The sequence below is a fragment of the Acidovorax sp. Root219 genome, assembly GCF_001428665.1.
Lineage (GTDB): Bacteria > Pseudomonadota > Gammaproteobacteria > Burkholderiales > Burkholderiaceae_C > Acidovorax.
Window position 1 is genome coordinate 171,717 of sequence record NZ_LMIJ01000008.1, and the last position, 20,219, is coordinate 191,935.

A 20,219-nucleotide genomic window follows, 5' to 3' on the forward strand; every position below is an offset into this window, starting at 1 on the left:
CGTGAGGGCGTCGTAGAACGCCAGGCGCTCGATCTCCTGCTCTGCGCGCTTGCGGTCGGTGATGTCCATGGTGAAGCCATGGGAGATCACCGAGCCATCGGCCTCGCGGTGCGGGATGGCGTTCGTCATGTGCCAGCGGATGCTGCCGTCGGGCATGCGGACCCGGTACTCGCACTGCCAGGGCACGAGCTTGCGCACCGACTGCAGGGCCGAGCGCTGCAGGGCCTGCAGGTCCTCGGCCAGCACCCAGTTGGAGAGCACGCCATGGTCGGCTGTCACCTCGTGTGGCTCCACCCCCATGAAGTCGCGCACCGCATCGCTGATGTACTGCACGCTGGTGACGCCATCCAGGTGCAGGCGGTACTGGTAGATGAAGCCCGGGATGCGGCTGGCAATGCGCTGGATGAACAGCAGTTGCTCGCGCAGTTGCTCGGCGGCACGGCGCTCGTCGGTCACGTCCTGCACCACGCCCATGTCCACCCGCATGCCGTCCTTGGCAATGAGCCGGCGCACGCGCGAGCGCATCCAGCGGACCTCGCCATCGGGGCGCTTCCAGCGGTACTCGACATCGGCACCGGTGCCGCGCTCGCGCGCGGTCTCGAACACATGGCGGTCTTCGGCCAGGATGCCGCTGACGGCACGCTCGGGGCTCACCCATTCCTGCCGCTCCACGCCCGCAATGTCGCACAGGCCGGGGGACCACAGCAGCACCGTCTCGCCCGGGTCTTCGATGCGCCGCCAGTGCCCGGTCTGGGCCAGGCTTTCCATGGTGTTGAAGACGTCGGTCTGCTCGCGCAGCTCACGCCGCACATCCTGCAGCGCGTGCTCGGACGCGGCCAACGCAGCGCGCAGGCTCTCGGCCTCGCTCGCATCGCGCACCGTGACGACGATGGAGCCGTTGTCGAGCCGGCGCGCCGACACGTCCCAGGCCACCAGCAGCCGCCCCGGCTCGCGCGCCACCTGGCGGCATTCCAGCAGCATGCCGGTGCGCGCCACGGTCTGCAGTTGGTCCACCAGGTTGGTGCTGGCCAGCAGGTCGAAGACATCGACCGCATCGGCGCCGCTGGCGCGCACGCCCCCCATGCCCGGCATGCGCCGTGCGGCGGCATTGGCCGCGCGCAGCAGCAGCCTTCCATCCTGCGGACGGAATTCCATCAGCGCCACGGGCACGGCATCGAGCAGGGCTTGCAGGCGCGCCTGCGCCGAAGACTCCACGAAGTCTTCACTGGCACCCGCAAACAGATCGGTCAGGAGTTCGGCAGAAATCACAGTCGCTCTGAAACCTCTCACAAACGGTGGGCCGCACATGGTCATGGCGGCGGCAGCCACCAATGTACACCGCAAAGTATGTCAAAACGTAACAACCACAGGTCGCATATTTTGCCAGGGTAATACCCGGTGGCGCCCGGACACATGTTCCCACGTTCTGTCGCCGGGGCACGCTTATTTCTGTGCAGGTCGCGCGCGCAATCACCGGCACCGGGCAGCGGCGGCACCGCCACCGGCGCTCTGCCACCCCCTTTCGCGCCGTGCCTGCGCCACTTCGTCGCACGCCAGTGGCAGTAGGGCTAGGCCATTCCTACAGTGCGGGCAGTGGAGGCACGGTGTCTCCATCCACCCTGGAGAACTGCACATGACGATGGCTTCACCCCCTTTGACCGCCCTCAACCTTCTACCCGCTGCGCGCGCCCTGGCACTGGCCGGCGCATGCCTGGCGCTGGGCAACGCATACGCGCTGGACCTGACCGTGGAGGTGAACAACACCAAGGCGGACAAGGGGCCGGTGCTGGCTGCGGTCTACGGCTCCGCCGACGGCTGGCTGAAGTTCAGCAAGGCGGTGCAGAGCGGCATGGCCCCGGCGTCGGGCGCCAAGACCGTGCTGGTGCTGCGCGACCTGCCCGCCGGCAGCTATGCGCTGTCGCTGTACCAGGACGAGAACGGCAACGGCAAGCTCGATACCAACCTGGTCGGCATGCCCGAGGAGCGCACCGGCTTCAGCCGAGACGCCCAGGGCAACATGGGCCCGCCTCGCTTCCAGGACGCAGCCATCGAGCTGCAGCAGGACACCACCATCACCATCCAGCTGCGGTGAACGGCACACCAGGAGCACGCACCATGGACCGACGCCTCTTTTGCCAGTCACTGGCCCTGGGAACCGCTGGCAGCGCGCTGGGCGCCCTGCCCTTTTCTGCCGCACACGCTGCTGGCGGGCCCGAGTCCGGCGCCACGCTGAGCGCCTTCAACGAGCGGCGCAGCGGCGCGCCCTGGACCCTGGGCTTCGAGGGCCTGCAGGCCGACCTCGCGCCCCAGCCCATGCAGCTGCGCGGCAAGCTGCCCAAGGACCTGCGCGGCACCCTGCTGCGCAACGGCCCTGCGCAACACAGCCTGGGCGATGTGCGCTACCAGCACTGGTTCGACGGCGACGGGATGATCCAGCAATACCGCTTCAGCGACCAGGGCGTGCGGCACCAGGCGCGCTTTTTGCGCACGCAGAAGTTTCTGGCGGAGAATGCGGCCGGCCGGCGCCTGTACCACAGCTTCGGCACCCAGGTGGCCGGGGGCAGCCCCATGGTGTCGGCCGATGCGGGCAACGTGGCCAACACCAGCGTGGTGCACCACGCGGGCGAAACCCTCGCCCTGTGGGAGGGCGGCTCGGCCACGCGGTTCGATGCCGACACCCTGGAAACCGGGGCCCTCAAGACCTGGACGCCGGAACACGCGGGCATGCCCTTCTCGGCGCACCCCAAGATCGGTTCCGACGGCACGCTGTGGAATTTTGGCGTGAGCAGTGCCCATGGCCTGCTCTCGATCTACCAGGTATCGGCCCAGGGGCAGGTGCGCACCGCCACGCTCCAGGTGCCGGACATGGCCATGGTGCACGACTTCGCGGTGACCGAGCAGCACCTGGTGTTCCTGCTGCCCCCGCTCGTCTTCGACCTGGACAGGGCCCACGCCGGCAGCACCTTCCTGGACAGCCATGTCTGGAAGCCACAGCTGGGCATGCGGGCGCTGGTGCTGCACAAGGACCGGCTCGACCAGCCGCAATGGATGGAGTTGCCCACCGGCTTCCTGTTCCACACCGGCAACGCCTGGGAGGACGGCAAGGGAGTCATCCACCTGGACTACATCCGTTCGGACGACGACTCGGCCATCAACCGGGGGTTTCGTGGGCTGATGCGCGGCGACTTCCAGGGCGAACCATCGCTTGCCGTGGCCCTGGTCGAACTCGACACGCGCACCGACCGCGCGCGCCAGACGCTGCAGGCGCACCACGCCGAATTCCCGCGCATCGACCCGCGCTTCGTCGGCCGCCGGCACAGAGAGCTTTTCATGGCCGAGCGGGTCGCCGTGTCGAATCGCCCAGGCTTCGACTGCGTCGCGCGGCTGAATGTAGACACCGGCAAGGTGGACCGCTACCGCTACGGCACCGACGTGATGGTCGAGGAGCATGTGTTCATCCCCGCGAGCACGGCCGGCGCCAGGGAGGGCGATGGCTGGCTGGTGGGCACGGCGCTGGACCTGCTCCGCCGTCGCACGCTGCTATCGGTGTTCGACGCCCGCCGGCTGGCGCAGGGCCCGCTGGCCCAGGGCAGCATGGACCGGGCGGTGCCCCTGGGGTTTCACGGCACCTTCATCCCGGCCTGATGGAGGGCCTGCCCGGCACCGCCATCTTGGCGGGCCGGTCTGCGCGATAGACTCGGAGCCCCCCGGAGAACCCGGGGCGCACCCCGTCTTGGATTCAGATGACAAACACCGATCTCTCCGCGCACACCCCGATGATGCAGCAGTACTTCTCGTTGAAGGCTGCGCACCCGGACACGCTCGTCTTCTACCGCATGGGCGACTTCTACGAGCTGTTCTATGCCGACGCGGAAAAGGCCGCCCGCCTGCTGGACATCACGCTGACCCAGCGCGGCCAGTCCGGGGGCCAGCCCGTCATCATGGCCGGCGTGCCCTTCCATGCGCTGGAGAACTACCTGGGCCGGCTGATCAAGATGGGCGAGTCGGTCGCTATCTGCGAGCAGGTGGGCGACGTGGCCACGTCCAAGGGACCGGTGGAGCGCAAGGTGGTGCGCGTGGTCACCCCCGGCACGCTGACCGATACCGAGCTGCTCTCGGACAAGGCCGAGTCCATGCTGCTGGCACTGCACCAGGGCCCGCGCGGGCGCGCCGGCCTGGCCTGGCTGAGCGTGACCCAGGGCCGGGTGTACCTGGCCGAATGCGCGCAGGACGAGGTGGGCGCCTGGCTGGCGCGCGTGGCGCCCAGCGAGGTGATCTACAGCGCCGGCGTGACCGAGCGCTTCGAGCAGCAGCTGCAGGTGCTGCGCCAGGGCGGCGCCTTCACCTGCCCCATGGGCCCCCGGCCCGACTGGCAGTTCGACGCCACACTGGGCGAGCGCAAGCTGCTCGAGCACCTGGGCGCGGCTAGCCTGCAGGCCTGGGGCGCGCAGGAACTGACCCAGGCACATGCGGCCGCCGCCGGCCTGCTGGCCTATGCCGAGCACACCCAGGGCCGCACCCTGACCCACGTGCACAGCGTGCAGGTGCAGCGCGGCGACGACCTGATCGACCTGCCGGCCAGCACGCGGCGCAACCTGGAGATCACGCGCACGCTGCGCGGTGAGGATGCGCCCACCCTGTTCTCTCTGCTCGACACCTGCATGACCGGCATGGGCAGCCGCCTGCTCAAGACCTGGCTGCTGGAGCCGCCACGCGACCGCACGGCCGCGCGCCAGCGCCTGGCCGCCACCACCGCGCTTCGTGGCGCGGGTGGGGCCGGTGGCGGCGCCGGCCCCTGGGCCACGCTGCGCGGCGAACTCAAGGGCGTGAGCGACGTGGAGCGCATCACCGCGCGCATCGCCCTGCGCCAGGTGCGCCCGCGCGAGCTGGTGGGGCTGTGCAAGACCCTGCACAAGGCGGCCCTGCTGGCGCGTGCCGGCCAGGCGGCCGAGCCCTACCTGGCGGAGATCTTCGAGCAGTTGCACCCGCCGCTGGACTGCCCCGAGCTGCTGCAGCGCGCCATCACCGAAGAGCCCGCAGCCCTGGTGCGCGACGGCGGCGTGATGGCCACGGGCTTCGACAGCGAGCTCGACGAGCTGCGCGCCATCCAGACCAACTGCGACGACTTTTTGCTCGACCTGGAGACGCGCGAGAAGGCCCGCACCGGCATCGCCAACCTGCGCGTGCAGTTCAACAAGGTGCACGGCTTCTACATCGAGGTGACCAGCAGCAACCTGGACAAGGTGCCCGATGACTACCGCCGCCGCCAGACGCTGAAGAACGCCGAGCGCTTCATCACGCCCGAGCTCAAGACCTTCGAGGACAAGGCACTGTCGGCCAACGAGCGTGCGCTGGCGCGCGAGAAATGGCTCTACGAGCAGGTGCTGGACCAGCTGCAGCCCCACGTGCCCGCCCTCACCCGCCTGGCCCAGGCGCTGGCCGCGCTCGACGTGCTGTGCGCGCTGGCCGAGCGCTCGCTCACCTTGAACTGGTGCGCCCCGCAGTTTGTGGCCGAGCCCTGCATCGAGATCGAGGACGGCCGCCACCCGGTGGTGGAGGCGCGGCTGGCCGAGGTCTCGGCCGGCAGCTTCATCGCCAACCACACGCGGCTGAACGCCAACACGCGCATGCAGGTCATCACCGGCCCCAACATGGGCGGCAAGTCGACCTACATGCGCCAGGTGGCGCTCATCGTGCTGCTGGCCAGCATGGGCAGCCATGTGCCGGCCAGCGCCTGCCGCCTGGGGCCCATCGACGCCATCCACACGCGCATCGGCGCGGCGGACGACCTGGCCAACGCGCAGTCGACCTTCATGCTGGAGATGACCGAGGCCGCGCAGATCCTGCATGCCGCCACGCCGCACAGCCTGGTGCTGATGGACGAGATCGGCCGCGGCACCAGCACCTTCGACGGCCTGGCCCTGGCCAGCGGCATCGCCACACACCTGCATGACAAGACGCGCGCCTTCACGCTGTTCGCCACGCACTATTTCGAGCTGACCGAGCTGCCCGCCAAGGCGCGGCATGCGGTGAACATGCACGTGAGCGCGGCAGAGGCGGGGGCTGACATCGTCTTTTTGCACGAGATCCAGCCCGGCCCGGCGAGCCGCAGCTACGGCATCCAGGTGGCCAAGCTCGCGGGCGTGCCCGGTGCGGTGCTGAACCACGCGCGCCATGCGCTGGCCGCACTGGAAGAACGCGCGGGCGAGGATGAACTGCAGGTGGACCTGTTCGCCGTGCCGGCCATGCCCGAGAGCGCGGGCGCGAGCCCCGTGGAGGCGCTGCTGGCCAGCATCCACCCCGACGCGCTGAGCCCGCGCGAGGCGCTCGACGCACTCTACCAGCTCAAGAAGCTGGTGGGATAGCCGACATGATTCCCACAAGAGGACCGGGCTTTCAGAGCGCTTGACGCCGCCGACCGCTCAACAAACTGGCGCTGCGGTGGCCAGGGCCGCCGCGCAAGGGCCGCCCCGCCGCGCTGGGGGCGTCCCCCTGTAGGGGAAGACGCGAAGCGGCTCAGGGGGTCATTCCAGTTTCAGGCCGATGTCCTTGATCAGTTGGCCCCAGCGCGCACGCTCCACCTTGGCGTAGGCGTTCATCTGCTCGGGGGTGCCGGGCACGGCCTCCACGCCCAGGGTCTGGAAGCGGGCCTTCACCGGGGTGGAGTTCAGGGCCTGCTGCAGGGCGGCGTTCAGGCGCTGCACCTCGGCTGCGGGCATGGAGGCGTTGACCGACAGGCCCTGCCAGGCAAACGCCTCGAAGTCCTGGAGGCCCTGCTCCATCAGCGTGGGCACCTCCGGCAGGGTGGCCATGCGTTTGGCGCTGGCCACCGCGATGGCGCGCAGGTTGCCGCCCGTGATGTTGGGCATGCCGCCCGCAGACTCAACGAACATGCAGGGCACCTGGCCGCCCATGATGTCCTGGATGGCGGGCGTGACGCCCCGGTAGGGCACATGCGTCATCTTGAGGTCCGTACGCTGGCGCAGCAGCTCCATGGCCAGGTGGTGCGGCGTGCCGGCGCCCGGCGATGCGAAGTTGACGCCTTCGGGCTGCGCCTTGGCCCAGGCGACGAACTCCTGGAAGTTGCGCACCGGCAGCTTGGGCGAGACCACCAGGATCAGCGGAAAACGCACCAGCATGCCCACCGAGGCCAGGTCCTTGTCCACGTTGTACGAGAGCTTGCTGTACAGCCAGGGGTTGGTGGCCAGTACCGCGTAATCGCCCGTGAGCAACAGGTTGCCGGGGGTGGACGAGCGCGCCACGTAGTCTGCCGCGATGTTGTGCGCGGCGCCGGGCTTGTTGACCACCACGATGGTCTGGCCGAGCGTCTTGCCCATCTGGTCGGCCACGGTGCGGGCGACGATATCGGTGCCGCCCCCGGGGGACATGCCCACCACCCATTCGAGAGGGCGGCGCTCCTGGGCGCCGGCGCCCGGGGACATGCTGGACATGGCCAGGGCGGCAGCGGTGCACAGTGCGGTGCGACGGGTCGGGTGGGTGCTTGGCATGGATTGTCTCCTCACAAGGTGATGGTTTGAAAAAGCGCAGGGACCGTGAAATTCATTTTTTAATTAACTAGCTAAATCACTAACTGAAGACCGCAGCACGGGCGCAAGGCGTGCCGCGCTCAGTACGGGCTGGCCGCGGCCGGCTGTGCCTGCGGCACCAGGCGGTTGCCGAAATGGCCGGCCAGCTCGGTGGCGGCGCGCACCAGCAGCGTGGCGTCCACCCCCACGGCGACAAACAGCGCCCCGGCATCGAGGTAGGTCTGCGCCAGCGCCCGGTCCGCCATGAGGATGCCTGCGGCCTTGCCAGCGCGGCGCACGGTGGCGATGCCGTCCAGGATGGCGCGATGCACCGCGGGGTGACCGGGTTGGCCCCGGTAGCCCATGGATGCGGACAGGTCGGCCGGTCCGAAGAACACGCCGTCCACCCCATCGGTTGCGGCGATGGCCTGCAGGTTCTGCAAGGCCAGCGGTGTCTCGGCCTGCACCAGCAGACACATCTGGTCGTTGGCGCGGTTCAGGTAGTCCTCCACCTGGTTCCAGCGCGAGGCGCGGGCCAGGGCCGCGCCCATGCCGCGGATGCCCTCGGGCGCATAGCGCATGGCGCGCACCATCAGCGCGGCCTGCTCGGGCGTATCGACCATGGGGATGAGCAGGGTCTGCGCGCCCACGTCCAGGTACTGCTTGACCAGGGCCACCTCGCCCTGCACCGGGCGCACCACGGGCTGCACGGGGTACGGGGCCACGGCGCGCAGTTGGTCGAGCACGCTGCGCACGTCGTTGGGTGCGTGCTCGCCGTCAAGCAGCAGCCAGTCGAAGCCGCAGCCGGCCAGGGCCTCGGCGGCATTGGCGTCGGCCAGGCCGACCCACAGGCCGATCTGCGGCCGGCCCGCGCGCAGTGCGTTGCGGAAATGGTTCTCGGGGATCTGCTGCATGGCGGCCTACGCGAAGCGGAAGGACACCGAGCCCAGCGGCCCGTAGTCCACGTGAAAGTTGTCGCCCTGCACCACGGCCACGGGCCGCGTGAAGGAGCCGGCCAGCACCACGTCGCCCGCGTTGAGCTGCTCGCCATGGGGCGCGATCTTGTTGGCCAGCCAGGCCACGCCGGTGGCCGGGTGGTTGAGCACGGCGGCTGCCAGGCCCGTCTCTTCGATCACACCGTTCTTGTGCAGCAGGGCGCCGACCCAGCGCAGGTCCACGTCCAGGGGTTTCACGGGCCGGCCGCCGAGCACGATGCCGGCGTTGGCCGCAAAGTCGGAGATGGTGTCAAACACCTTGCGCATGGCCCGGGTGTCGCGGTCGAACTGCTCGATGCGCGCGTCGATGATCTCGATGGCCGGCACCACGTAGTCGGTGGCCGAGAGCACGTCGAACAGCGTGACGCCCGGCCCCTTCAGGGGCCTGCCCAGGATGAAGGCCAGCTCCACCTCCACGCGCGGGGCGATGAAACGCTCGAACGGGATGTCGCCGCCCGCGTCGAAGAACATGTCGTCCATCAGCGGCGCGTAGTCGGGCTCGGTGATCTGGCTGGCCTGCTGCATGGCGCGCGAGGTCAGGCCGATCTTGCGGCCCTTGATGGTGCGACCGTCGGCCTGCTCCAGCTTCACCCACTCGCGCTGAATGGCATAGCCGTCCTCGACGGTCATGCCGGGATGCTGGGTGGAAAAGTGGCGCAGCTGCGTGCGCTGCTTGCGCGCCTGGTAGAGCTGCTGCGCCAGGGAGGTGATGATGTCGTTGGAGAGCATGGAGGGTCAGCCCTGTGCAGGCTTGTTGAACAGGGGATGCAGGGAGCTGTGCTTGGCGTCGAAGACTTCGGGGCCCTCGTCGATTTGCAGGGTGACACCGATGGGGCGCAAGGGCAGCAGCGGCGCGAAGTGCGCCTGGGCCACGGCCGACAGGGCCTGGCCCACGGCCTGGTGCGCGGCCGCGCTGCGGCCCCGGCCCATGCGCAGGTTGAGGTAGGCGAAGCCGTAGTCCGGTGCCACGCCGCCCGCGGGCTGCGCCTCGCCGTCATCGGCCACGGCATGGTGCGCGGCCGGGTAGGCCAGCACGCGGATGCCGCCCGTGGGGAATACCGGCCTGCCCACTTCGTCCACCTGCTGGCGCATGGCGCTTGCCAGGGCGCGGCACAGCGCGGTCATGTCGCTGCCGCCCTGTGACACGGGCCGGTCCAGGTCCGGGGTGTAGAGAATCACCAGGTGGGGCATGGCGCGCTCCTCACAGCCGGCTGGCCGATGGCTGCTGGCCCGATGCCTGGGGCCCTGGCACCGCCGCACCCGTCTGCGGCGTGACCGGGAGCACGGCATTGATCTGCCCCGTGCCCGAAGCGCCGAAGTACGGCGTGAGCACCTCGGCGCGGCCCGCGTAGTCCGACCAGCCGAGGGCACCGATCAGCATGGCCGTGTCGTGCATGAAGCCCTCGCCATGGCCCTTGGCCGCGTATTCGGGCAGCATGGCGCAGAAGGTGACCCAGTCGCCCGCCTCCCACATCTGGACCACGCGGTGGTCCAGCGTCTCCAGAAACGGGCTCCAGATCTTCGTGGCGAACTCGGGCGCCGTGCCGTTCTGCGCGAAGCGGTGGCTCAGGCTGCCGCTGGCCAGGATGGCCACGGTGCCCTCGTACTGCTCCTCGATGGCCTGGCGCATGGCCCAGCCCAGGCGCGCGCTGTCGTTGAGGTAATGCACCTGGCACAGGGCCGAGACCGAGACCACCTTGAAGTGCTGGTCCGCATTCATGTAGCGCATGGGCACCAGGGTGCCGTACTCGGGCGCCAGCGTGGTCGCGGGGTGGGCCAGCGTCTCCACGCCCTGCGCGCAGCAGGCCTGGGCCAGCAGGTGGCCCAGCTCGGGGTTGCCCGGGAAGGCGTACGGGAGGTTGCTGATGAAGTGCGGCAGCTCGTTGCTGGTGTACACGCCCTCGAAGCGCGGTGCGCAGTTGATGTGGTAATTGGCGTTCACCAGCCAGTGCGTGTCGAACACGACGATGGTGTCCACTCCCAGCTCGCGGCAGCGCCGGCCGATCTCCACATGGCCGTCGATGGCCGCTTGGCGAAAACCCTTGCGCGGGCCATCGAGCTCGCTCAGGTACATGGACGGCACGTGTGTGATCTTGGCCGCCAGTGCGAGTTTGCCCATGCTCAGACTCCCCAGTGTGGAATGTGGTGGTTGCCCAGCGAGACAGCGACGTTCTTGGGCTCCAGGAACACCTCGTAGCTCCAGGTGCCGCCCTCGCGCCCCGTGCCGCTGCCCTTGGTGCCACCAAAGGGCTGGCGCAGGTCACGCACGTTCTGGCTGTTGACGAAGCACATGCCGGCCTCGATGCCTGCGGCCACGCGGTGGGCGCGGCCGATGTTCTCGGTCCACACGTAGCTCGACAGGCCGTATTCTGTGTCGTTGGCCAGGCGGATGGCCTCGGCCTCGTCCGCAAACGGGATCAGGCAGGCCACGGGGCCGAAGATCTCCTCCTGCGCGATCTTCATGCGGTTGTCCACGTCGGCGAACACGGTGGGCTGCACGAAGTTGCCCTTCTTCAAATGGGCCGGCAGGTCCGGCGCCTCCAGCCCGCCGCACAGCAGGGTGGCGCCTTCCTTGGGGCCCAGCTCGATGTAGCTGCGCACCTTGGCCAGGTGGGCCGGGCTGATCATGGGGCCGATGGTGGTCTTCTCGTCGAGCGGATCGCCCACCACGATGCGGCGGGCACGCGCCGCGAACTTCTCGGCGAAGTCGGCGTAGATCGACTTCTGCACCAGGATGCGCGAGCCCGCGGTGCAGCGCTCGCCGTTGTTGGAGAAGATCATGAAGATTGCGGCATCGAGCGCGCGGTCCAGGTCCGCATCATCGAAGATGACGAAGGGGCTCTTGCCACCCAGCTCCATGCTGAACTTCTTGAGGCCGGCCGCCTGCACGATGCGGTTGCCCGTGGCGGTGGAGCCGGTGAACGAGATGGCGCGCACGTCGGGGTGGGCGCACAGCGGCTCGCCGGCCTCCTTGCCAAAGCCATGCACCACGTTGAGCACGCCGGCCGGGATGCCGGCTTCGAGCGCCAGTTGGCCCAGGCGCGCAGCGGTGAGCGGCGACAGCTCGCTCATCTTGAGCACCGCCGTGTTGCCGAAGGCCAGCGCTGGCGCCACCTTCCAGGTCGAGGTCATGAAGGGCACGTTCCACGGCGAGATCAGCGCGCACACGCCCACGGGGTGGAACAGCGTGTAGTTCAGGTGTGTGGGCGTGGGGTAGGTGTGGCCGTCCACGCGGGTGCACATCTCGGCGAAGTAGTAGAAGTTGTCGGCGGCGCGCGGGATCAGCGCCTTGCCGGTTTGGGCGATGACCTGGCCGGTGTCGCGGGTCTCGGTGTTCGCGATCTGCGGTACCTCGGCAGCGATCAGGTCGCCGAGCTTGCGGACCAGCTTGGCGCGCTCGGGCGCGGGCAGGCCGGCCCAGGCGGGGAAGGCGTCTTTGGCGGCGGCCACGGCGGCGTTCACCTCGGCCGCGCCGCCGCTGGCCACCTCCGCCAGCACCTCCTGGGTGGCGGGGTTCACGGTCTCGAAGTAATCGCGTCCCGGCACGGCCTTGCCGGCGATCAGGTGTTCTATGCGCATGGGATCAGTCTCCAGAATGTCAGTTGCAGGGCTCAGAGCCCGAAAGCCTCATCGCCCACGATGGTGTTCACCAAACGACCGATGCCGTCGATCTCGGTCACCACCTCGTCGCCCACGTTGACGTTGACCACGCCCTCGGGCGTGCCGGTGAGGATCACGTCGCCCGCGCGCAGGGTCATGAAGCTGCTGAGGTAAGCGATCAGTTCGGGGATGTCGTTGACCATATTGCCGGTGTGCCCCTGCTGGGTCACTTTGCCGTTGACCAGGGTGCGCAGAGTCAGGGCATGCGGATCGGGCACGTCCGCCGCGTCCACGAACCAGGGGCCGAGCACCGTGCAGGTGTCGCGGTTCTTCACGCGCAGGTTGGGGCGGTACCAGTTCTCCAGGTAGTCGCGGATGGCGTAGTCGTTGCACACGGTGTAGCCGGCCACGTGCTGCAGGGCATCGGCCTTGCTCACGTTGCGCGCGGTCTTGCCGATCACCACGGCCAGCTCGCACTCGTAGTGCATGAAGGCCACGCCTGCCGGGCGGCGCGTCTGGCCGCGGTGGCCGATCAGCGTGCCCGCGCTCTTGAGGAAGACCAGGGGCTCGTCCTTGGCGGTGACGGTCAGCTCGCCCGACAGCTCCTTGAGGTGGTCGGCATAGTTCAGGCCCAGCGCGATGATGGTGCCCACCTCGAAGGGTGGCAGCCAGACCACGGCGTCTTCTGCCACCACCCGGCCATCGGCCAGGCGGATCTTTTCTCCGTGGGGCATGGCCTCATGGATGGCGCCTGCGTAGGCAACCCTGGCCTCCTTCATGGAAGAGCTCCTTCGGCAACGAAATGGTTGTCGAGCTGGCCCAGGCCGTCGATCTGGATACGGGTTCGCTGCCCGGCACGCACACGCGGCGCCCCGGCCGAGGCGCCCAGCAGCAGCACGTCGCCGGGCGAGAGGGTCATGAAGGCGCTGACCTCGGCCAGCAGCCGCGCCACAGGGCGAATGCGCTCGCCCGTGGTGGCCTGGTGCACCAGTGCACCGTCGACGTGGACCCGCACCGCGAGCGCATCGGGATCGTCGATCTCGCTGCGCGGCACCACGCGGGGGCCGATGGGGCAAAAGCCGTCACGCGCCTTGAAGCGGACCGAGGGGCGGTAGAACGAATCGTGCGGCACACTGATGTCGCCCACGATGGTGTAGCCAGCCACATGCTGCATCGCCTGCCCCTCGGGCACGCCGCAGGCGGTGCGGCCGATCACGATGCCCAGGCAGGCACCGACCTCCAGCTCCGGCGCATCCGCCGGGACCTCGATGGCATTGCCATGCCCGGCCAGCGTGTTGCGCGGCTTGATGTACAGGACCGGTGCGAGCGGTGCTGCGTTGTAGGGCGGCTTGCTGGCGGCTGCCTCCATTGCAGCCAGGGCGGGTGCGTGGTTGAGCAGCACGCCATAGACCGCGCCGGACAGGCGAAAGGGCGCGACGTCGAACTCCATCCGGCACGGAGCGGCGTAAGGGGTCTGGTACATTGCTAACATGTGAGTAGTTTATTTACTAACATGCTAGTAAGTCAATCGCCCACCTGTTCCTTTTTCTCCGGGTTTGTACTGAGGGTTGCTGCAACTGCGGTGGCCCGCCCCACCGCTTTCAAGGATGATTCCGCCCAATGTCCATGGATTCCCCATCTGCGCAACTGGTCCATCGCAACCTGCCGCTCTTGTTCCTGCAGGCGCGCGAGAGCGTCTTTGCGCGCTTTCGGCCCATTCTTCACACGGTCGGACTGACCGAGCAGCAGTGGCGCGTGGTGCGCGCCCTGCTCGACCACGGGCCGCTGGAGCCGCGCCAGATCGGCGACATCTGCCGCCTGTCCAGCCCGAGCCTGGCCGGCATCCTGGCACGCATGGCGGACCTGGGCCTGGTGCTGCGCGAGCGGCTGGAGCATGACCAGCGCCGGGTGATGGTGTCGGTCACCCCGCAGGGCAAGGCATTGGCGGCGCAGCTCGCGCCCACCATCGAGGCGACCTACCGCGCGCTGGAGGAAGAGATGGGCGTGGAATTCATCGCGCAGCTGTACGCCACGCTCGATGCGGTGATCGCGCGGCTCGGCGAAGCGCCTGCGGGCGACGAGGGCTGAAGACCGCGCGCGACTGCATGCAGTACGGATGCCGCCCCGCCCCGAGGCGGCATCCGTGGGGGGATCAAAGATCCTGTGCCAGAGGCGCCAGCTGGCCCAGCATGAAGTTGATGAACGGCGGCACGCAGCCGATGTGGCTGGAGGGCACGGCGGTGCAGTCAGTCAGGGTCACGAGATCGCCGGCGCCCTGGGCGCGCATGGCCTGCAGCGTGGTGACCGAGCTGCCATAGGGCACAGTGATGTCGTCCCGGCCGTGGTACAGGCGCACGGGCACCTGCGGCTTCCAGTCGTGCACGCTGCTCACGCGCGCCACGGCCTGCACGTCGTCGGCCAGGAAGTTGTCGATGAACTGGTTGTCGAAGGTCACGTCGGCCTCATCGGGCAGCAGGGCTTTCAGCAGGGCGCGGCGCACCTCGCGCTGCACGCTGCCGCCCAGGTAGCGCAGGAAGCCGGGGTTGATCAGCGCGCCGAGCACAGGCTCGCGATCGCGCACCACGTTCACCAAGCCATCGAGCGTGGCCTGCACGTTGTAGGGCCCAGCCCCCACCACCACCATGCGCAGGGCCTGGCGCTCGGGCGCCGTGCCGGCCTGCAAGGTGCGGTGGGCCGCCATGGTGGCGTAGCCGCCTTCGGAGTAGCCGGTGAGGAAGAGCTGGCCGTTGTCGGCCGCATTGCCCTGGCTGCGCCAGGTGCGCGCTGCCGTCAGCATGTCCAGCGTGGCCGCCGCCGTGGGGCCCGAGAGCAGGTAAGGATGCGCCACGCCCTTGGAAACGCCGTAGCCCACATAGTCCGGCGCCACGACGATGTAGCCCAGGGAAGCCATCACCACCGCGACCTCGGAACCCACCGCGTTGTTGCTGGGGGCTTCGGCGCTCGTGAAGATGGTGCCGTGCTGGTAGCCCAGCACCGGGCTTTTGGCGCCCAGCGCCTTGACGGGCACACTGACCAGGCCCGATGCGCGCACCTCCCGCCCCTGGGCGTCGGAGGTCAGGTACTCCAGCCGGTAGGAGGTGACGGAGTAGCGCGGCACGATGCCCTGCACCTTGGAGGCGTCCTTGGCGAGCGCCTCGGTGATCTGGGCCGGGGTGATGGTGTTCAGCAGCGCAGCCGATTTGAGGTCGCCTGCCGCAGCGATCGGCGGCGGCACCGTGGCGTCACCATCGCTTTTGTTGTCACCGCCACCGCAGGCGGTCAGCGCAATGGCCGCAGCCACCAGAATGCTGCGCGGCACGAGCGCAGGCCTTGCAAGGGTAGGAAATTGGAACAAGGTACCGCCTTCAGGTATGAGTTGTGAACGATGGTAAGCATGGCGGCGCGAATTCACGTCAGCCAACACGCCGTGGGGATGTCAGATTTTGTGTCCTGTGGGCAATGGCGTCGCCTGGGGAAAGTGCTTCGCGGCGGATTGGCCATAAAATCGGGGGTTGCCACTGCGCCGCCTGGCACTTTAGCTATTGTTTTTGAAACGCCCCGGCAGCGCCGATGCCCAGGCTGGTGCACACTGCAGGGCCTAAGAGCCTAGCCAAGCCCCTCGCTCCGTCGATTGGCGCCCCACAATGCCTTCCTTTTTGCCGACCTAAGCCTCCATGACGTATTGCGTCGCCATCAAACTCAATGCCGGGCTGGTTTTCCTGTCCGATTCCCGCACCAATGCGGGCCTGGACCAGATCAGCTCGTTTCGCAAGATGATGCTGTACGAGAAGGCGGGCGACCGCTTCATGGTGCTGCTGTCCGCGGGCAACCTGTCCATCTCGCAATCGGTGCGTGAAATCCTGCAGACCGAGCAGATCATCGACCGCGACGAGGAAGAGCCCATCACCATCTGGAATGCCAAGAGCATGTTCGACGCCGCGCGCGTGCTGGGTGCCGCCGTGCGCCATGTGCACGAGCGCGATGGCGCAGCGCTCAAGCGCTCGGGTGTGGACTTCAACGTGTCCATGGTCTTCGGCGGCCAGATCAAGGGCGAGGGCATGCGCCTGTTCCAGGTGTATTCGGCCGGCAACTTCATCGAGGCCACGTCCGAGACGCCCTACTTCCAGGTCGGCGAGTCCAAATACGGCAAGCCCGTGCTGGACCGCGTGCTCACACCCGAAACCCCGCTGGACGAGGCCGCCAAATGCGCCCTGGTGTCCATGGACAGCACGCTCAAGTCCAACCTCTCGGTGGGCCTGCCGCTCGATCTGGTGGTGTACGAGGTGGACCGCTTCGCCACCGACAAGATCATCTGCATCGACGAGCACAACCCCTATTTCCGCATGCTGCACGACAACTGGGGGCAGAAGCTGCGTGAGGTGTTCGACAGCATCGAGGACCCGGCCTGGGGCGGTGGCGACACGACCGTGCCCATCATGGTGAACCCGTCGCGCAGCAAGGCGCTCAAGAAGATCACCAACCACTTGGACAAGCTCATCTGAGAAGGTGAGAACGAATCCGCCATACCCGCTCATGCTGCGAAAACACGCCCGCTCGTCGTTGCAAATGCGCGCCATAGCCCGAGCTATGGCTGTGCTTTGCGCCTAGATCGAACGCGTTTTCGCAACCTGCTCGGGCACGTCGGATCCATTCCCACCTTCTGCGTGCCGGGCGCGCCTGCCGCCGTGCCCCCCCTCCCGTTTCCCCCTCTATGCTCCCTATCGTCTTCTCGCACGCCAACAGCTTTCCTGCCGGCACGTACCGGCTTCTTTTCAAGCTCCTGCGCCAGCGCGGCTTCGACATCAGCGCGGTGGAGCGGTACGGACATGAGCCCGAGTACCCGGTCTCCAACAACTGGCCGCACCTGGTGCAGCACCTGGCGGATTTTGCGGGCCAGCAGGTGGAGCGCCTGGGGGAGCCGGTCTTTTTGGTGGGGCATTCGCTGGGCGGATTCCTGAGCGTGATGGCGGCGGCGCGCCACCCGCACCTGGTGCGCGGCGTGCTGCTGATCGACTCGCCGCTGATCGGCGGCTGGCGCGCCAATGCGCTGGACGTGGCCAAGCGCACCCAGGTGGTGGGCTCCATCTCGCCCGGCAAGGTCAGCCGCCAGCGGCGCTTTTCCTGGGCCAGCAGCGACGAAGCGCTGGAGCACTTTCGCCGCAAGAAGGCCTTTGCGCGCTGGCACCCCGAGGTGCTGCAGGACTACATCACCCACGGCCTGGCCGACCAGGACGGCAAGCGCGTGCTGGGTTTCGACCGCGCGGTGGAGACCGCCATCTACAACACCCTGCCCCACAACCTGGGCCGCTTGCTCAGCAGGCACCCTCTGCAGTGCCCCGCCGCCTTCATCGGCGGGCGCGATTCCGAAGAAATGAAGCAGGTGGGCATGGCCATGACGCTGCGCGTGACCGAAGGCCGCACCATGATGCTCGACGGCAGCCACCTCTTTCCCATGGAACAACCCCTGGCCACAGCCGCCGCCATCGAGGCCTCGCTGCTGAATCTGGCCGCCGTGGTCGCACACGGCTAAGCCGCTGTACCGGCCTCCTGCACAGCCGGGAGCCGGGACCTTTTTGCACATGGAGCGTCCCCTGAATGGGGTGCGTTCCTAATCCTTCCTGTCTATTCACGGGTGCGCGCAATTGACGCCACAATGGTGAACCGAAAAATAGAGGGGGAAAAGCGCGCTGTTGGCGGATTCTCAGGACAAAAAAGCGGGGGATCTGTCGCAACAATCCCCTACACTGGGGTTTTGTAACAGCGTGTACACGTTTCATGCCTGCTTCCAATTCACTGACCGTCCGTTTGCCGGTGCTGATCTTCGCGCTGGTATCCGCCTACCTGATCTACACCTCGATAGGGCCCGGTAAAGGCGTCACCCTGGCCATCGCCATCGCCTCGGTGCTGATGTTCGCCGCCACCTGGGCCAGTGCCGCCCGTTTGTTGGGCGCTGCGGCTGCGCTGCACTTTCTGGTGATTTCCGTCTCCCTGGGCTGGTTTGCCGAGCAGATGGGCAGCACCCATGGCTGGTTCTTCGGCAGCTACACCTATACCGACGTGCTGGGCCTGCGCTTCGTAGGCGTGCCTGTGGTCATCCCGATGATGTGGTTCGCGCTGACCTATGCGGGCTATGTGATCAGCAACCTCATCGTCTGGCAGGCACCGGTGGACGGCGCGCCCGGGGTGGGCAATGCGGTGTTCCTGTCATTCCTGGCGGCCATGATCGTCACGGCCTTCGATCTGGGTGCCGACCCCTACCTGGTGTACGTGCTCAAGGCCTGGATCATGACCAAGACCGACGGCGCCTGGTTCGGCGAGACCGTGCAGGGCTTCTTCGGCTGGGTCTTCGTGAGCTTCTGCATTCTGTGCGCCTTCCGCTTTTCCACGCGCAAGATGCCGCTCAAGGCGGGCTCGGTCAACTTCCTGCCGCGCCACGCCACCGTGCCGCTGGGCATCTACAGCGCCGGCATCGTGTTCCAGGTCTTCCTGGGCCACCCGGTAGAGATCAAATCCATCGCTCCGTTTGCCATGGGCATACCGCTGCTGTGCGCCCTGGGTGGCCTGCAGCGCTGGCGCAACCAGTTGAAAGCCGCACGATGAACGACCACAGCACGCCCGCCATCTCGGATGCGGCCCTGGCCTCCATGCAGCGGCATGCGGACCCGCTGGCCGATGGCACCATCGACGACATCCTGGGCCCCTGGCCACCGGGCATCCCCGACAAAAATGCAACCCAGTGGATACGTATCAGCGCCGTCAACGAATTGTTTGTCACCTGGACCACCAACGCCAGCATTGACGACTGGCAGGCCCCCGCAGGGACGAACGAGGCGATAGCCGCCGCCCTGCAGGGTTACCTCGCCGCCGGCCAGGCGCTGCCCGACTGGGCGGACAAGGAGAAGATCAAGCGCGCAGAGAAGCTGTTCTTCGACCACGGCGCGCTGTCGTGCATCCTGCTGTTCTGCGCCAGCTTGCCCGAGTGCTATGTGATTCCCGATCTCTCCAGCGTGCTGCACACCGCCGGCCAGCTGGAGCAGCACACCGAGTACCGCATCCGCTCCACCGCTGCCATGATCTTCCCGGTGATGATGCATGGCGGCCTGACCAGCGACGACGGCGCAGGCGTGGCGCAGATCCTCAAGGTGCGGCTGATCCACGCCACCATCCGCAACCTGATCATGCGCGGCGCACCACAGACGGCCGTGAAGGACCTGCTGGCGCAGGTGAACATCGTCGGCGCAGGCACGCTCGGCCAACTGCCGGGCCTGCCGGCCAAGCCCACGATGTACCAGGCGCTGTTCGCGCGCGGCTGGGACCTGGCCCACGACGGCCTGCCCTGCAACCAGGAAGAGCTGGCCTACACGCTGCTCACCTTCGGCTATGTGTTCCTGCGCAGCATGCGCCGACTGGGCATCGGCCTGCCGCCCCGCGACGAGGAGGCTTACCTGCACGCCTGGAACGTGGTCGGCCACATCCTGGGCATCGAGCGCGAGTTGATGGTCGAGACCATGGACCAGGGCAAGGAGCTGATGGCCCGCATGCAGGCCCGCGGCCGCGCCGAGCCGGTGACGCCCGACCCGCGCCCGGGCCTGGGCCAGGCGCTCATGGCCACAATGGCCAACTCCATCCCCTGGGACATCGCCAAGCCCTTTCCGCAGCTGATGACCCGCTTTCTGTGCGGGCGCGCCACGGCGGGCGACCTGGGGCTCACGCAGAGCGTTCCCTGGTCGTCGGCATTGCTGTTCTGGGGCGTGCTGCTGGTGGCCCGGGTCATCGACTGGGTGCTGCGCCTGGTGTTGCCGCGCTTTTCCATCGTGCGCACGCTCACGCGCATCCTGGGCTACCACTTCATGAGCCGCGTGCTGATGAGCCAGACCCGGCCGTTGCAATTGCCCAGCGAGCTGCTCAACCAGGTGGACGGTGTGGTGCACAACTGGAGCGACGACCCCAATGCGCCCAAGTGGATCAACCGCATCGAGGACCGTTTCACCAAGCGCGGCAGCTGGAGCGTGAACCTCTCCAACACCGCCGAGGACGCGGCATAGTGAACCGCTGCGGCCCCACCATGCCCGCCCCCCGGCAACCGCGTCCACACGGG

The 20,219-nt window shown here is 67.9% G+C and carries 18 protein-coding genes; 8 read left to right on the top strand and 10 right to left on the bottom strand.

What is annotated here, in order from left to right:
* Positions 1-1,269 (bottom strand): PAS domain-containing protein (locus ASE28_RS08070; RefSeq protein ID WP_157421916.1); only part of this gene is annotated, 1,269 nt, incomplete at its 3' end.
* 364 nt (positions 1,270-1,633) lie between these two features.
* Between ASE28_RS08070 and ASE28_RS31950 the strand changes: the two genes are divergently transcribed.
* The 3 genes from ASE28_RS31950 (at position 1,634) to mutS (ending at position 6,365) form a co-directional block, all read left to right on the top strand.
* Positions 1,634-2,092, top strand: coding sequence for a DUF2141 domain-containing protein (locus ASE28_RS31950; RefSeq protein ID WP_235516073.1), 459 nt, complete (start codon positions 1,634-1,636; stop codon positions 2,090-2,092).
* 23 nt (positions 2,093-2,115) lie between these two features.
* Positions 2,116-3,645, top strand: a complete 1,530-nt coding sequence (locus ASE28_RS08080) for a carotenoid oxygenase family protein (protein WP_057266054.1) — start codon at positions 2,116-2,118, stop codon at positions 3,643-3,645.
* A 98-nt stretch (positions 3,646-3,743) separates the two neighbouring features.
* Complete coding sequence (gene mutS / locus ASE28_RS08085; RefSeq protein ID WP_057266056.1) at positions 3,744-6,365, top strand: DNA mismatch repair protein MutS; 2,622 nt, start codon at positions 3,744-3,746, stop codon at positions 6,363-6,365.
* Between the two features lie 159 nt (positions 6,366-6,524).
* Here the strand turns inward: mutS and ASE28_RS08090 are convergent, their stop codons facing one another.
* The 8 genes from ASE28_RS08090 to ASE28_RS08125 form a co-directional block, all read right to left on the bottom strand.
* Entirely contained in the window at positions 6,525-7,508 is a 984-nt protein-coding gene (locus ASE28_RS08090) for a tripartite tricarboxylate transporter substrate binding protein (protein ID WP_057266058.1), read from the bottom strand.
* A 119-nt stretch (positions 7,509-7,627) separates the two neighbouring features.
* Positions 7,628-8,440, bottom strand: a complete 813-nt coding sequence (gene hpaI / locus ASE28_RS08095) for a 4-hydroxy-2-oxoheptanedioate aldolase (RefSeq protein ID WP_057266060.1) — start codon at positions 8,438-8,440, stop codon at positions 7,628-7,630.
* Between the two features lie 6 nt (positions 8,441-8,446).
* Entirely contained in the window at positions 8,447-9,250 is an 804-nt protein-coding gene (gene hpaH, locus ASE28_RS08100) for a 2-oxo-hept-4-ene-1,7-dioate hydratase (protein WP_057266062.1), read from the bottom strand.
* Positions 9,251-9,256: 6 nt separating this feature from the next.
* Positions 9,257-9,712 (bottom strand): 5-carboxymethyl-2-hydroxymuconate Delta-isomerase, encoded by a 456-nt coding sequence (locus ASE28_RS08105; protein WP_057266064.1) that lies wholly within the window; start codon positions 9,710-9,712, stop codon positions 9,257-9,259.
* 10 nt (positions 9,713-9,722) lie between these two features.
* Positions 9,723-10,640 (bottom strand): 3,4-dihydroxyphenylacetate 2,3-dioxygenase, encoded by a 918-nt coding sequence (hpaD, locus tag ASE28_RS08110; RefSeq protein ID WP_057266066.1) that lies wholly within the window; start codon positions 10,638-10,640, stop codon positions 9,723-9,725.
* A 2-nt stretch (positions 10,641-10,642) separates the two neighbouring features.
* Positions 10,643-12,100, bottom strand: coding sequence for a 5-carboxymethyl-2-hydroxymuconate semialdehyde dehydrogenase (hpaE, locus tag ASE28_RS08115; protein ID WP_057266068.1), 1,458 nt, complete (start codon positions 12,098-12,100; stop codon positions 10,643-10,645).
* 32 nt (positions 12,101-12,132) lie between these two features.
* Entirely contained in the window at positions 12,133-12,900 is a 768-nt protein-coding gene (locus ASE28_RS08120; RefSeq protein ID WP_057266071.1) for a fumarylacetoacetate hydrolase family protein, read from the bottom strand.
* A complete protein-coding gene (locus ASE28_RS08125; protein ID WP_082607987.1) occupies positions 12,897-13,604 on the bottom strand; it encodes a fumarylacetoacetate hydrolase family protein in 708 nt (235 codons plus the stop codon). Before ASE28_RS08125 ends, ASE28_RS08120 begins: the two co-directional genes overlap by 4 nt.
* 143 nt (positions 13,605-13,747) lie before the next feature.
* On the opposite strand from ASE28_RS08125, the gene hpaR reads away from it, so the two are divergent.
* Positions 13,748-14,209, top strand: a complete 462-nt coding sequence (hpaR, locus tag ASE28_RS08130; protein ID WP_082604101.1) for a homoprotocatechuate degradation operon regulator HpaR — start codon at positions 13,748-13,750, stop codon at positions 14,207-14,209.
* 64 nt (positions 14,210-14,273) lie between these two features.
* On the opposite strand, the gene ASE28_RS08135 is transcribed toward hpaR, so the two are convergent.
* Positions 14,274-15,440 carry a S9 family peptidase gene (locus tag ASE28_RS08135; RefSeq protein WP_235514351.1) on the bottom strand — a complete coding sequence of 389 codons (1,167 nt, stop codon included), beginning with the start codon at positions 15,438-15,440 and terminating at the stop codon, positions 14,274-14,276.
* A 355-nt stretch (positions 15,441-15,795) separates the two neighbouring features.
* Between ASE28_RS08135 and ASE28_RS08140 the strand changes: the two genes are divergently transcribed.
* The 4 genes from ASE28_RS08140 to ASE28_RS08155 all read left to right on the top strand — a co-directional run bounded on the left by ASE28_RS08140 (position 15,796) and on the right by ASE28_RS08155 (position 20,166).
* Positions 15,796-16,623, top strand: a complete 828-nt coding sequence (locus tag ASE28_RS08140; RefSeq protein ID WP_057201192.1) for a proteasome-type protease — start codon at positions 15,796-15,798, stop codon at positions 16,621-16,623.
* A 209-nt stretch (positions 16,624-16,832) separates the two neighbouring features.
* Complete coding sequence (locus ASE28_RS08145; protein ID WP_057201194.1) at positions 16,833-17,651, top strand: alpha/beta fold hydrolase; 819 nt, start codon at positions 16,833-16,835, stop codon at positions 17,649-17,651.
* 245 nt (positions 17,652-17,896) lie between these two features.
* A complete protein-coding gene (locus ASE28_RS08150) occupies positions 17,897-18,721 on the top strand; it encodes a carotenoid biosynthesis protein (protein ID WP_057266075.1) in 825 nt (274 codons plus the stop codon).
* Positions 18,718-20,166, top strand: coding sequence for an oxygenase MpaB family protein (locus ASE28_RS08155; protein ID WP_057266077.1), 1,449 nt, complete (start codon positions 18,718-18,720; stop codon positions 20,164-20,166). Before ASE28_RS08150 ends, ASE28_RS08155 begins: the two co-directional genes overlap by 4 nt.
* The last annotated feature ends 53 nt before the right edge of the window (positions 20,167-20,219 follow it).